Source organism: Staphylococcus sp. HMSC65H10, assembly GCF_001839185.1.
Classification (GTDB): Bacteria; Bacillota; Bacilli; order Staphylococcales; family Staphylococcaceae; genus Staphylococcus; species Staphylococcus simulans.
In genome coordinates this window covers 18300-31570 of the sequence record NZ_KV840351.1, presented here as the reverse complement: position 1 = coordinate 31570, position 13271 = coordinate 18300, and the positions used below count along the sequence as shown (strand labels likewise).

15 protein-coding genes and 1 tRNA gene are annotated in these 13271 nt (G+C 35.8%); 13 read left to right on the top strand and 3 right to left on the bottom strand.

From position 1 onward, the window contains the following. Window positions 1-27 precede the first annotated feature (27 nt). From HMPREF3270_RS07140 to HMPREF3270_RS07100, 9 genes are all read left to right on the top strand, one after another. Entirely contained in the window at window positions 28-1230 is a 1203-nt protein-coding gene (locus HMPREF3270_RS07140) for a phage portal protein (protein ID WP_070847895.1), read from the top strand. Then, on the top strand, window positions 1217-1783 hold the full coding sequence (locus HMPREF3270_RS07135; RefSeq protein WP_070847892.1) for an HK97 family phage prohead protease: 567 nt from the start codon (window positions 1217-1219) through the stop codon (window positions 1781-1783). Before HMPREF3270_RS07140 ends, HMPREF3270_RS07135 begins: the two co-directional genes overlap by 14 nt. Window position 1784: 1 nt before the next feature. After that, window positions 1785-3011, top strand: a complete 1227-nt coding sequence (locus HMPREF3270_RS07130; protein WP_070847888.1) for a phage major capsid protein — start codon at window positions 1785-1787, stop codon at window positions 3009-3011. 59 nt (window positions 3012-3070) lie between these two features. Beyond that, window positions 3071-3352 carry a head-tail connector protein gene (locus tag HMPREF3270_RS07125; RefSeq protein WP_070847885.1) on the top strand — a complete coding sequence of 94 codons (282 nt, stop codon included), beginning with the start codon at window positions 3071-3073 and terminating at the stop codon, window positions 3350-3352. A 58-nt stretch (window positions 3353-3410) separates the two neighbouring features. Continuing rightward, on the top strand, window positions 3411-3638 hold the full coding sequence (locus HMPREF3270_RS07120) for an HNH endonuclease (protein WP_256324360.1): 228 nt from the start codon (window positions 3411-3413) through the stop codon (window positions 3636-3638). A 134-nt stretch (window positions 3639-3772) separates the two neighbouring features. Next, window positions 3773-4093 carry a hypothetical protein gene (locus HMPREF3270_RS07115; protein ID WP_060804154.1) on the top strand — a complete coding sequence of 107 codons (321 nt, stop codon included), beginning with the start codon at window positions 3773-3775 and terminating at the stop codon, window positions 4091-4093. Next, on the top strand, window positions 4086-5729 hold the full coding sequence (locus HMPREF3270_RS07110) for a terminase large subunit (RefSeq protein WP_070847879.1): 1644 nt from the start codon (window positions 4086-4088) through the stop codon (window positions 5727-5729). The genes HMPREF3270_RS07115 and HMPREF3270_RS07110 overlap by 8 nt, the downstream gene beginning before the upstream one ends. 59 nt (window positions 5730-5788) lie before the next feature. Beyond that, complete coding sequence (locus tag HMPREF3270_RS07105) at window positions 5789-6097, top strand: phage head closure protein (protein ID WP_070847876.1); 309 nt, start codon at window positions 5789-5791, stop codon at window positions 6095-6097. Window positions 6098-6178: 81 nt separating this feature from the next. Then, window positions 6179-6538, top strand: a complete 360-nt coding sequence (locus HMPREF3270_RS07100; protein WP_061054834.1) for a hypothetical protein — start codon at window positions 6179-6181, stop codon at window positions 6536-6538. Between the two features lie 638 nt (window positions 6539-7176). Here HMPREF3270_RS07100 and HMPREF3270_RS07095 read toward each other — a convergent pair. Beyond that, window positions 7177-7248, bottom strand: a tRNA-Arg gene (locus tag HMPREF3270_RS07095). 148 nt (window positions 7249-7396) lie between these two features. Here HMPREF3270_RS07095 and clpP point away from each other — a divergent pair. After that, window positions 7397-7981 carry an ATP-dependent Clp endopeptidase proteolytic subunit ClpP gene (gene clpP / locus HMPREF3270_RS07090; protein ID WP_002481561.1) on the top strand — a complete coding sequence of 195 codons (585 nt, stop codon included), beginning with the start codon at window positions 7397-7399 and terminating at the stop codon, window positions 7979-7981. Window positions 7982-8331: 350 nt separating this feature from the next. Here the strand turns inward: clpP and HMPREF3270_RS07085 are convergent, their stop codons facing one another. Then, on the bottom strand, window positions 8332-9234 hold the full coding sequence (locus tag HMPREF3270_RS07085; protein WP_070847873.1) for a TIGR01777 family oxidoreductase: 903 nt from the start codon (window positions 9232-9234) through the stop codon (window positions 8332-8334). Between the two features lie 584 nt (window positions 9235-9818). Here HMPREF3270_RS07085 and HMPREF3270_RS07080 point away from each other — a divergent pair. Beyond that, window positions 9819-10535: a DUF4887 domain-containing protein gene (locus HMPREF3270_RS07080; RefSeq protein WP_070847870.1), complete on the top strand. Its 717-nt coding sequence runs from the start codon at window positions 9819-9821 to the stop codon at window positions 10533-10535. A 44-nt stretch (window positions 10536-10579) separates the two neighbouring features. On the opposite strand, the gene HMPREF3270_RS07075 is transcribed toward HMPREF3270_RS07080, so the two are convergent. After that, window positions 10580-10804 (bottom strand): hypothetical protein, encoded by a 225-nt coding sequence (locus tag HMPREF3270_RS07075; protein WP_002481564.1) that lies wholly within the window; start codon window positions 10802-10804, stop codon window positions 10580-10582. 303 nt (window positions 10805-11107) lie between these two features. Between HMPREF3270_RS07075 and HMPREF3270_RS07070 the strand changes: the two genes are divergently transcribed. Then, window positions 11108-12133, top strand: a complete 1026-nt coding sequence (locus tag HMPREF3270_RS07070; protein WP_002481565.1) for a sugar-binding transcriptional regulator — start codon at window positions 11108-11110, stop codon at window positions 12131-12133. A 53-nt stretch (window positions 12134-12186) separates the two neighbouring features. Next, window positions 12187-13194 carry a type I glyceraldehyde-3-phosphate dehydrogenase gene (gene gap, locus HMPREF3270_RS07065; RefSeq protein ID WP_002481566.1) on the top strand — a complete coding sequence of 336 codons (1008 nt, stop codon included), beginning with the start codon at window positions 12187-12189 and terminating at the stop codon, window positions 13192-13194. Window positions 13195-13271 lie beyond the last annotated feature (77 nt).

Below are 13271 nucleotides of genomic sequence, written 5' to 3'. Positions count from 1 at the left end.
CGATATAAGTAGAAAGCAGGTGAAAAAGTGCCGAAGTGGTTAGACAAGATACTTGGAATCAAACAATTAGAACAACAAGCAACAAAACAATATGAAATGTTGACCGGCAACTTTCGCGCATTAGGCAGTTTCAACGGGGACGCATGGAGCAATGAAATATATCGCAGTGCAGTTGATACCATCGCCCGACACATTGCCAAGTTATCCGGCAAGCATGTCGCAAATGGTATGCGTGATGATAACTATTCAAAAATCAATCGAATATTAAGCAATCGTCCGAATCCTTATATGAGCGGATATGACTTTTTATATAAAGTAGCTACTCATTACTATTTGTATAATAACGCTTTTATCTTAATCCAAAAGGACGCAAACGGTAATCTCAGCGGATTATATCCTTTATCAGCTTCAAGTGTTGAGTATGTGGTTGATGGTTCAGGTGAAATGTATTTGAAATTCCTATTTAACAGTGGTGATATTGTACATTTTCATCATTCAGAAATTGCGGTGCTGCGTCGTCACTTTAATTCAAATGAGTTATTAGGTGATACGAATGAAGCAATCATGAACACGTTAGATCTTGCATATACACAACAAGAAGGGCTGAGTAATACCATTAAAAACTCAGCACAAATCAGAGGCTTGTTGAAATACAATCAGACATTAGCACCTAAAAAGCTGAAAGAAGCCAAAGATGAGTTCATGAATAATTATATGACGATGGATAATAACGGTGGTGTGATTCCATTAGATGCAACTTTAGATTATGTCCCATTGAGTTTAAATGAGGCAGATATTGAAACACCGCAAATTCAAGCCGTCAAACAAAAGATATATGATTATCTAGGCATTAATGAAGCTATGGTGACTGGTAACTATAGTGAAGACCAATGGCAATCCTTTTATGAATCTATCATTGAACCATTCGCTATACAGTTATCCTCAGAATTGACAGATAAGATATTTACCGAACGTGAACAGGCATTCAGCAACCGTATTATTTTTGAAGCGTCACGTCTACAGTATGCAAGCACCAAATCAAAAGCTACTGTGATTAAGGAGTTGTTACCGTTAGGCGTACTCACGATTAATCAGGCTTTAGACTTGCTTAACCTACCACGTGTAGAGGACGGGGACGAACGTATTCAATCCCTGAACTATATAGAAAAACAATTAGCGAAACAATATCAAATCGGAGATAAGGAGGCGACACCTGATGAAAGAGATTAGAAGTGCAGAAATACAAGCAGAAACTCGAAACGATGAAATGGTGCTTGAAGGTACAGCAATCGTCTTTGATAAACCTGCACTGATTAATACACCGACAGGCTCATATACTGAAGTCATCAAACGTAATGCGCTGGACGGTTTAAAATTCAATGACACACGTTTATTAGTGTCACATGATCATAACCGTTTACCATTAGCCAAATCTCCTAAGACGATGAAAATATGGCGAGATGATGCAGGCATGCATTTCAGGGCAGTATTGGCAAATACCGAAGAAGCCCGTTCAGTCTATGAAGCTATCAAACGTGGAGATATGTCAGGCGTATCATTTGGTTTCACAGTATCAGACGGCAGTCGATACGATGTAGAAACACGCACACGTACAATTACAAAGATAGATAAAGTATTAGAGTTTTCTGTGGTAAATTTCCCTGCTTATTCAGAAACATCTGTTGAAGCCAGAAGTCAAATGCAGGAAGCAGAAACGAGACAACAGCAAATTAATAAAGCAAAAATCAATTTAAATAAATTATTTATGAAGGAGTTAAAATAATATGTTCAATACAGTACAAGAAGCATTTAACCATTATCGCAATGCATCGCTTGAAGATATTGAAACACGCGCTGGGGAAATCAGAGGCACAATCGAAAATGACCCTGAAGCAGATGTGACTAAGTTAAATATCGAGATTGAAGGATTAAACCAAGCGAAAGAAAATATCAAAGAAAAGGAGCAGGAACAAGTGGAACAACGTTCATATAATCCAATTACAGGACAACAATTTAAAACTCAAGATGTACCAAAAGAAAATATCTTTGGTTCAGATGAATATAGATCAGCATTTTTCAAAACAATGTTAGGACAAGAATTATCTAACGTGGAACAACGTACATTCAATCATGCAATGGATTTACAAAAAACTGAACATCGCGCAGATGAGTTTACATCTTCATCAAATGCGAGTGCGGTGATTCCTGAACAAACATTGAATGAAGTCATTCGTCGTGCTAGAACACAAGGTGGATTACTAGCTAATGTACGTTCATTCAATATGCCTACTAAAATCCGTATCCCAATTAGTACACCACAAGAACGTGCAGAATGGCATACAGAAGGCGCATATGTTGAAGCAGACAAAGCAGTTACAACAGCCGTGTCATTTGAAGCGAATGAGATTATTAAAATCTTCAGCATTTCAGTTAAAGCAAAAACAATGTCAATCTCAGCTTTCGAATCATATCTTGTTGAAGAATTGACTAACTGTGTTGTTGAAGCAATTGAATATGCACTTATCAATGGTACAGGTAAAAACCAAGGTCAAGGTATCTTAACAGGTATCACATGGGATAAGTCAAACAGCTTAACACTAACAGGCAAGTACACAGACTTCACACAAGCGCTAGGAATGCTTGCACGTGGTTATGCACAAAATGCTAAGTTCGCAATGAGTAATGCAACATTGTATAACCAAGTATACGGTGTGATGGATGCTAACCAAAGACCTATCTTTATCCAAGATGCACAACGTGAGAATGTCGGATATATCTTTGGTAAACCCGTTATCATTGATGACAATATCGAAGACGGTACAATTCTATTAGGTGACTTTAATTATATCGGTTATAACTTGCCACAAGGTATTATGCTTGAAAGCTCACGTGAGTCATCATTCCGTTCTGGTCTGATTGATTATCGTGCTATGGCAGTTGCAGATACACGTGTATTAGTTGATGAAGCATTTGTGAAGTTAACAGGTGAAACTGCATCAGTATCATCATAATAGATAAGTGGGGCATCAGTGATTAGCTGGTGTCCTTTATTCATAAAGGAGTGATCACAATGATTATATCTATTGAAGATGCGCGCAATACTTTAAGAGTGGATGGAGACTTTAACGATGAGATTATCATTCCATTAGTCGAGGCGATACCTAACTACTTGTACCTGACAACTGGGCGTGATTGGTTAGATGAACCAGTACAACCGTTAGCACAGACAACAGCTAAGTTCATATTACAACTATGGTTTGATCCACAGACACAAGATAGTGAACGATTGAAGCGTACGATTGATAGTTTGTTAGTATCCTTGACTGCATTAGGACGTGAATATAATGAGTAGGAGTATTCCTGTTTCATTTTATAAAAGCAGACAATGGATAAAGTGCAGAGAAAGCTACATGATTAAACAACATTATATATGTGAGCGTTGTGGTGGTTTAGCTTCTATCTGTCATCACAAAGTATATTTGAACCAAGAAAACTATCAGAATCCGCATATATCACTGAATCATGATAATTTAGAGGCATTATGTATTAATTGTCATAATCAAGAACATTTCAGCAATACAGCCATTGGTGATGGATTGCAATTTGATGAAAAAGGAAATATTATAAAAATAAATTAGAATATTAATAGGACGCCCCCCCTAACCTTGGTGTAAAAAGACACTAACCAAGAACGGCGCAGAAGTTTTCTTTTCCTCTACTTGGATTTTCAAAATTTAGGGGTGTCTAAAAATAAAGTTAGGAGTATTTAAAAATGAAATCAATTAATTTAGAAAAACTTAAAAAGTATATAGATGAAAATAATGTTAATAATAAACATATCGCTTATGATTTGTTAGAAGAGTTAACTTTTATGAAAGCTACAATGGAAGAATTAAAGCATACTGTACGTGAACATGGCGCAACATATATCTTTACACAAGGTGAACAGTCATACCTTAAAGAAAACCCCGCAATGAAGGCGTACAATACAACTGTGACTAAATACAACGCCACATATAAGCAGCTGCTGACGTTATTACCTGATAACGTAGAAGAATCCAATGAGTTTATGGATTTTGTAAACAATGCTTAATTATATTGAAGAATATTACCGTCAAATCAAAAGCGGGGATATTGTGGCATCTAAACGCATCACAAAACAATATGAAAAACTCATTGATGATATGTACAACCACCCTCAATATATTTATGATCATGCTAAAGCAGAACGTCCTATCAAGTTCATAGAGGCGTTTTGCAGGCATTCAAAGGGTGAACTGGCAGGTAAACCATTAATATTGGACTTGTTTCAAAAAGCCTATATTTCGGCACTATTCGGCTTTGTAGATAAAGAGACAGGTAAACGCCGTTATACTGAGTCATTCTTCTATGTAGCGCGTAAGAATGGTAAAACAACAATGCTTAGTGCAATAGCACTATACATGATGATAGCAGACGGAGAAAGCGGAGCAGAAGTTTATTCTGTGGCCTCTAAACGAGACCAAGCGAATATCTTATTTGACCAAGCACATGAGATGATTAAGCAAAGCCCTGATTTGAGCCGTAACATCAGAAAACGCAAGAGTGATTTATATTTCAGTCACAACTTCTCTAAAATGCAGTCACTGGGCAAGAACTCAAACTCATTAGATGGTTTGAATGCGCATTTGGTCGTGATTGATGAATTACATTCTATACAAGATAGAAACCTTTATGAAGTGATGAAACAATCACAATCTGCACGTACACAGCCATTACTTATCATGATTACCACAGCAGGTACTCATCGGGGAACTATCTTTGATGATTTATATGAGTATGCGTGTAATGTAGTAGATGGTAATTTTAAAGATGATAACTTTTTACCAATTATGTATGAATTGGATGAAAAGAAAGAATATAAAAATCCTGAATGTTGGCAAAAAGCTAATCCTTCACTAAATATATCGAAGCGTGTTGAAGATTTAGAGCGTAAAGTAGCACGTGCAGAGAACGACGCAAACAATCTTACAGGCATACTCACCAAAGATTTCAACGTACGTGAAACTAGCCATAATGCATGGTTGACCTTTGAACAGATTAACAATACAGCTACATTCGATATTAAAGATTTTGCTGATTGGTATGCAATAGGCGGAGCTGACCTTTCAATTACCACTGACCTTAGTTGTGCCACATTGTTATTTGTAGATCCAGAAACTGAAATGCGCTATGTCCATCAGATGTATTGGTTGCCTGAGGACAATCTGAGGAAACGTGTGGACAATGACAAGATACCTTATGACAAATGGCATGAACAAGGCTTATTGCGTCTGTGTCGTGGTAATACGATTAATTACAGCGACATTACAGAGTGGTTTGTTGAAATGATTGAGGATTATGAAATAACGCCACTGTGGATTTATTATGATAACTATTCAGCACGGTATTGGGTGGATGAGATGGAAGGACACGGCTTTAAAATGGTGCGTACTCCACAAGGTGCTAGAACCTTAAGTTTGCCTATGCAGAATTTAGGTGCTGATCTAAAGAAGCATAAAGTGAATTATAATAACCATCCTATATTAAAGTGGTGTTTGACCAATACAGGCATAGAGACCGATAGAAACGGTAACATTGTACCTGTTAAGAATCAATCACCTAAACGTCGTATTGATGGCACAGCGTCTTTATTAGATGCATATGTGGGTTTGTTTGATAACTATGAAAGTTTTTTAAGAGCGATGTAGGATATTGGTTAGTCAGAAAAGGACAAAAAAGTTTGATTGAGAGATTAAGGAGGTTAACAATGGCATATCATTTTAATAATCGAATTAAGATTTTCCAAAGAGTCAGCAGTGGACCAATGCCGAATCAATTTGAAGAAAAAACTATTGCAAAACCGTGGGCAGATATAAAAACGATTCGTGGCAATGAGTATCTGGGTTCTGGACTTACAGCATCAGAAATCCCCGTGAGGTTTATTATTAGATATAGAGAGGGGATAAATTCAAAGCAACGTATTAAGTGGAAAGATTTAGATTTCAATATTGAATCTGTGCAAAATGATAACGGCTTGAATAGGACGTTAACTATATATGCTAAAGCATATAAATAGTGTGCTGAGAGAGTGTCTGTGTTGCATTGAGGAAAGAAACGCCTCACAATTATTAGTGTAATTTAAAATGAGGAGGTAATTATGACTATAAATATAGACTATTGTAAGTATTTAAAAAATAAAGTGAAAAAAGTCGATTATATTATAGGTAAATTGTATAATATAATTATGGAACCTGAAGAACTAGAATATAGTAGATCAGATACTTTAAAATTATCAGAATTATACTCAACCATTGATGTCATTGAAGGTTTATGTATGACAGATGATCAATTTCATAGGTTTATAGAGGACTACGTTGTGCATGTAAGATTGTTTTACTATAATCTGGCTGATATTATTACTGGTAAAGAAAATAATATATCATGGATTACAGAAGAGTATAATATGTATTCGAAAGTGTATAACGAAACATATGAATTATTAGATAGTATTAAATGATTATAGGAACTTTTCAGAAGAAATGGGTTAAATAGTTATGTATTTTTTATGTTTAAACTCTACTATAAGTGGTAATGTATTTATTGTGTAGATATTGACCAAATCTACACTGCAAAACACACGCATTTGTTTGTAAATGCATCCCTATATTGACTCCCCCTTATTCTCTCGTGTGAATGGGGGGGCTTGTATATATGGTTAAAATATAGTATAGTGACTTTAGGGAATAGTAGCTTAGCGAACAGTGACGATTCATGTCCCGGGAAAATGTTTTTTCTATTCATTGTAAAATCCTTTATATTAAAGTGATTTAACCGCCTATATGGCGGTTTTTTTATGCTGAGAAAGCTATTTTTGAATTAAGAATCATAGATTATAAGAAAAAAATCATAAACTATAACCTTTTGCTATGTTGAAATAACAAAAAAACCACCTTTATTGGTGGTTGAATCAAAAATATAAAAAGCGTTGGTTAAATTAACATAGAAACTGTTAATCATACCCTTTGGGTATATATGTATATTAACATATTTAAGTGATATAGTGTAGGGAAAAGTAAAAGACAATATACATTTCCTTAATTTTTCCTTATTTTGAAAGAAAACCCTTTAATGATAAGATTCAAAAAACATGAATTACCCCCTCGAAGGGAATCGAACCCCTATTTCAAGAACCGGAATCTTACGTGTTATCCATTACACTACGAGGGGTAAATATTAACATGCAATTATTAGTGTACCTGTCTCGTGTAGAGTGGTCAATATGATGATATTATAAAGGTGTGAGTTTTATTTTTGACCATTTTTGACTTTTAGGTTAAAATAAGGATAATTCATAAAAGTACAAGGAGGAAATAGAATGAATTTAATTCCTACAGTAATTGAAACAACAAATCGCGGCGAACGTGCTTATGACATTTACTCAAGATTATTGAAAGACCGTATTATTATGTTAGGTTCAGCAATTGATGATAACGTAGCAAACTCAATCGTATCACAATTGTTATTCTTACAAGCACAAGATGCTGAGAAAGATATTTATCTATATATCAACTCTCCAGGTGGTAGTGTAACAGCTGGATTCGCAATTTATGATACTATCCAACACATTAAACCAGATGTACAAACAATCTGCATCGGTATGGCTGCTTCAATGGGTTCATTCTTGCTTGCAGCAGGTGCTAAAGGTAAACGTTTCGCATTACCTAACGCTGAAGTAATGATTCACCAACCACTAGGCGGTGCACAAGGTCAAGCGACTGAAATCGAAATCGCAGCAACACACATCTTAAAAACACGTGCTAAATTAAACAAAATTTTATCAGAACGTACAGGTCAATCAATTGAACAAATTGAAAAAGACACTGATCGTGATAACTTCTTAACTGCAGATGAAGCTAAAGAATACGGCTTGATCGACGAAGTTATGCAACCTGAAAAATAAGTTGTTATTAAATATAGAAATGAAAAGAGTTCCGGGGGTTTTCCGGAACTCTTATTTTTGTCTTTTATAATGTTTTATTAAGTTAATGACGGTCCACCCTAATATAATAATTCCAACTATTAGGTAAAACAGTGCAATATATAAAGAAGGGATAGCTCGCGTCATTGAAAAACTGCCGATACATATTAAAAGTAATCCAGCAATGATTACTAAAATACGTGTTACAAGACTGCTTTTATCCATTCATACACCTTCATTCACTATACTTGCTATATCTGTATAAACGCTCGAATTTTTTATGATTTCATTTAGTAATAAGCGCTCACAATACAAATATATTATATAGCTTTTTACTCATGAACTAAACTATCAAGTGCTGATTTCAAGTCAGGATATGCAAATTTGAAACCATAAGCATCTAGGCGGTTTGGAATCGCTTTTTGTGTATCTAAGATAATCGTTGCTCTCTGTCCTAAGACTAAGCGTAACAGTGCACTTGGTACCCATAATTCATGTGGTTTGTGCATTGCACGTGCTAAAGCATAACCGAATAAGTTTTGACGCTCAGCAATAGGTGTTGTCATATTGAAGACGCCTGAAGCATCATTTTGATTGATTAAGAAAAGAATCGCACGTGTTAAATCTGTAATGTGAATCCATGAATACCATTGGAAACCAGTGCCTAATTTACCACCGAGATAGAAGCGGTAAGGCAATTCCATAGTTGGTAAGGCACCACCTTCATCTGAAAGCACCATACCAAAACGACCGATAATGACACGCGTATCATGTTGTTCGAATTTACGCGCAAAACGTTCCCATTGATATGTAATATCAGATAGGAAATCATGCGGATCGCATTTTGATAATTCTGTGTAAGTACGGTGCACATCTGGTGTATAATAACCTACTGCACTTGCGTTGAATAAAATTCCAGGGAACTTACCTTTATGTTCAAACAATTCATAAAGTGATTGTGTGGCTTGAATACGACTTAACATCAAAGTTTGTTTATATTCATCTGTCCATCTTTTATTCAATGATGCACCTGCTAAGTTAATCACAATATCAATATGATCTGGGACTTTATCTTCCCAACCTTCTTTACTCCAGTTAACATAGGTGATCTTATCATCTAAGTTTTGACGATCTTGACGAGTTAAAATAGTAATATGTGAATCTGTACTGTGTATTGCATCTACTAAATGACTGCCAACTAAACCTGTACCGCCTGTAATAAGAAATTCTTTCATTTTTATATTCACCTCATTAATATTAAACAACGTTTTGGATACCGAAACCCAATAGATTATAGACATTCTAAACATTCATTATTTATTCAATGTTTAGTCATTAATATGTCAATTTAAACTATGTAATCTTGTTTAAATCACTTATAGCTAAGTTATAATAGAAGTACCTTCGAAATTAATTAAACATCTCTTAATTAAAAATAGTATACCCCATAATATACATGCGAAGGTGAAATTTTGACTCCCTTTAGTATTGGACCTATGCGAGCAACGTATAGGTCCTTTATCATGTCTTTTTACGGTTGTTGATGTAGTATATTATAACAATCTTATATCAATTAATCATCTTACTTGGTTTTTGACCAATTGCCTTCTGTTAACCCATTCAAATAAATATTGAAATTATAAAATGTTTCCTAAGCAAAATAATGTATACCCTAGTGGAAAATGTTATGATATATAAATGAATACAGCTCAGATATAATAGTGAAGATGTTGTAAAAAAGGGTATGAGTTAATATATCAAAATAAGTAACTCAAGTAACTTATAGAAAAAAGAAAAGGGATTGGAAAGAGGAGAGCACATGTCTAACAATAAAATGAGCAAACCCGCTAAGATACTAAGTGCTGTAATCGTATTTTTCTTATTATTCGGTTTAGCATTTGCGACTTTTGCTTTTGTAGATAATAACAAGAAGAGCAGCGAACGATACAGTCAACAACAGAAAAAAGAAGAGCAAGAGAAAAAAGATCGTGCTGAAAAGAAAAAACGAGAGGCAGAAAAACGCAAAAAAGAAAAAGAAGAAGAGGAACAACGTCAACAAGAAATTGCTGATCAACAAGCAGCAGAGCAAGCAAGACAAAATGAATTAGCTGCACAACGTGAACAACAAAGACAACAAGCTGAACAAGCCCGTCAAAATGCAGCAACACAAAAAGCGCAACAAAAAGAACAAAAACCACAAAAAGATAGTTCTGATGATAAAGAAGCACAACAAAAAGCTCAAGAACAAGCAGAGAAACAACGTGAGCAAGCTAAAGAGCAAGCACAGCAACAACGAGAACAACAAGCTGCTCAGCAAAAACAACAGCAACAACAAAAACAGCAACAGCAACAGCAAGAAAAACAACAACAAAGCAGTCAGCCCAGGCCAGGGCAAGAACAGCAGTCAAGGTCAGTAAATGAATCACAAAGCACTCAGCAAAGACAAGCACCACAACAAAATACACAATCAAGTCAGTCTTCAAGCTCGAACCAATCAAGTTCAAGTCAATCGAGCCAACAGAAGTCAGACGATTAATTCATAAAAAGGACCGCAATGCCAAAAGCACTGTGGTCCTTTCATTATGAGATAAAACTGATTAGCCAAGTGATAACGAGTGCGATAATCGCAACAACAGGTAAACAACCGCATCCGAATGGCGTGCAGCCGAAGGAATAATATTTTATTTTTCTATCCTGTTCGAAGCGGGAACGCTGGTGTTCACTTGGACTATGTTTAAAGTAATCATCATCTTTATAGCGAGGGTCATTGGGATCAATGACTTCAGGTTGGTCATTATTTGTCATGCAACTACCTCCTTCGTACATATCCATTATAAAGTAGGGAATACTGAAAATATAATGATAAGAAAAAGTGGTTTTCAGATGATTTCTTAAGTGGAAAAAGGGTATAATATATTTGTAAAGGTAGTGTTGTTCACAACAATATTACTTAAATAAAGTTGAAGTGAGTGTTTAAGCTTGCTTTTTATTCCAGATGATAGTATTATGACAATTGTAAGAGATGTTATTTTTTTGTCCCACCTGGGACTAAAAACGTCAAAGCATGGTTGCATGTTGACCCTTAAATAAAAAGAGGAGGAAATAGTAGTGGAAGACTTGCTTAAAGTCCAACAGAAATTGATTCCTGAGCTTGTCGAAAAAATGTATCGAAGATTTACAATACTCACTACTATCAAAATGCACCAGCCAGTCGGAAGAAGAAGTTTAAGTGAATATATGAATTTGACTGAACGTGTGTTGAGATCAGAAACGAATACGTTGAAAAAGCAAGAATTAATCAAGGTAAAACCGACAGGAATGGAATTAACTCCTGAAGGCGATGAATTGATTGAATCCTTAGAATCATACTTTGACATGTATTCAGACGGTTATCATCTAGCACAACTGTTAAAAGAACGCTATCAAATTAAAAACGTTTATGTTGTTCCTGGTGATACCGATATGGATAGTGCTGTAAAAAAAGAGATGGGCAGCCAGGCAGGTCAGTTATTAGAACGAACTTTTTACGAAGATGCTATCGTTTCTATCACAGGCGGTTCCACAATGGCCTCTGTGAGTGAATCAATGCATGTACTACCATTCAAAACATTCTATGTCCCCGCAAGAGGTGGCTTAGGTGAAAATGTGGTATATCAGGCGAATACGATTGCAGCAAGTATGGCACAGCAAACTGGCGGAGAATATACAACATTATATGTTCCTGACAATGTCAGTGAATCAACATATGAGTTGTTGCTTCAAGAGCCCTCAGTTCGTAATACATTAGAAATAATTAAACAATCAAATATAACCGTCCACGGCATTGGTGATGCGCTGAAAATGGCAAATAGACGTCATTCGTCTAAACAAGTGATTGAAAAGCTTCAACATCACAATGCAGTCGGAGAAGCATTTGGATATTATTTCGACAGCGAAGGTCATATCGTTCATAAAGTTAAAACGATAGGACTTCAAATGGAAGATTTAGTATCGAAGCAATATATCTTTGCTGTAGCTGGAGGTGCTTCAAAAGGAGATGCGATCAGAGCGTATCTATCCATTGCTCCTAAGAACACAATTCTAATTACAGATGAAGGCGCAGCAAGAAATATAGTTCAATCACAATCAATTTAGTTTAAAAAAGTGACTTCACTTTTTAACAATATCTTTTAAAGGAGGCCATAATAATGGCAGTTAAAGTAGCAATTAATGGTTTTGGTAGAATCGGTCGTTTAGCATTCAGAAGAATTCAAGATGTTGAAGGTATCGATGTAGTAGCAGTAAACGACTTAACAGATGATGAAATGTTAGCACACTTATTAAAATACGATACAATGCAAGGACGTTTCACTGAAGAAGTTGAAGTTGTAGATGGCGGATTCCGCGTGAATGGTAAAGAAGTTAAATCATTCGAAGAACCAGATGCAAGCAAATTACCTTGGAAAGATTTAGACATTGATGTCGTATTAGAATGTACTGGTTTCTACACTAGCGACGAAAAAGCACAAGCTCACATTGACGCAGGTGCTAAAAAAGTATTAATCTCTGCACCAGCAACTGGTGACGTTAAAACAATCGTTTATAACGTAAACCAAGATACTTTAGACAGCTCTGACGTAATCGTTTCAGGTGCTTCTTGTACTACAAACTCACTTGCTCCAGTAGCAAAAGTATTAAATGACAGCTTCGGTTTAGTAGAAGGTTTCATGACTACTATCCACGCTTACACTGGTGACCAAAATACTCAAGACGGTCCACACAGAAAAGGCGACAAACGTCGTGCACGTGCAGCAGCTGAAAACATCGTTCCTAACTCAACTGGTGCTGCTAAAGCAATCGGTAAAGTAATTCCTGAAATCGACGGAAAATTAGACGGTGGCGCTCAACGTGTTCCTGTAGCAACTGGTTCATTAACTGAATTAACAGTTGTATTAGACAAAGACGTAACAATCGAAGAAGTAAACGAAGCTATGAAAGCAGCTTCTAACGAATCATTCGGTTACAACGAAGACGAAATCGTATCTTCAGACGTAGTTGGTATGACATTCGGTTCATTATTCGATGCAACTCAAACTCGTGTTATGACTGTATCTGGTCGTCAATTAGTTAAAGTTGCAGCTTGGTATGACAACGAAATGTCTTACACTGCACAATTAGTACGTACTTTAGAATACCTTATCAAAGACGTAAAATAATCTATAAACAATAATATTAAGGTCTGAATTTAACAAGCGGTAATGTGTTGTTGAAATTCGATGACCAGCTTATGAGT

Coding starts and splice junctions, on each gene's coding strand:
- HMPREF3270_RS07135 (WP_070847892.1), top strand. CDS start 1,217: ATGAAAGAGATTAGAAGTGCAGAAATACAAGCAGAAACTCGAAACGAT.
- HMPREF3270_RS07130 (WP_070847888.1), top strand. CDS start 1,785: ATGTTCAATACAGTACAAGAAGCATTTAACCATTATCGCAATGCATCG.
- HMPREF3270_RS07125 (WP_070847885.1), top strand. CDS start 3,071: ATGATTATATCTATTGAAGATGCGCGCAATACTTTAAGAGTGGATGGA.
- HMPREF3270_RS07120 (WP_256324360.1), top strand. CDS start 3,411: ATGATTAAACAACATTATATATGTGAGCGTTGTGGTGGTTTAGCTTCT.
- HMPREF3270_RS07115 (WP_060804154.1), top strand. CDS start 3,773: ATGAAATCAATTAATTTAGAAAAACTTAAAAAGTATATAGATGAAAAT.
- HMPREF3270_RS07110 (WP_070847879.1), top strand. CDS start 4,086: ATGCTTAATTATATTGAAGAATATTACCGTCAAATCAAAAGCGGGGAT.
- HMPREF3270_RS07105 (WP_070847876.1), top strand. CDS start 5,789: ATGGCATATCATTTTAATAATCGAATTAAGATTTTCCAAAGAGTCAGC.
- HMPREF3270_RS07100 (WP_061054834.1), top strand. CDS start 6,179: ATGACTATAAATATAGACTATTGTAAGTATTTAAAAAATAAAGTGAAA.
- clpP (WP_002481561.1), top strand. CDS start 7,397: ATGAATTTAATTCCTACAGTAATTGAAACAACAAATCGCGGCGAACGT.
- HMPREF3270_RS07085 (WP_070847873.1), bottom strand. CDS start 9,234: ATGAAAGAATTTCTTATTACAGGCGGTACAGGTTTAGTTGGCAGTCAT.
- HMPREF3270_RS07080 (WP_070847870.1), top strand. CDS start 9,819: ATGTCTAACAATAAAATGAGCAAACCCGCTAAGATACTAAGTGCTGTA.
- HMPREF3270_RS07075 (WP_002481564.1), bottom strand. CDS start 10,804: ATGACAAATAATGACCAACCTGAAGTCATTGATCCCAATGACCCTCGC.
- gap (WP_002481566.1), top strand. CDS start 12,187: ATGGCAGTTAAAGTAGCAATTAATGGTTTTGGTAGAATCGGTCGTTTA.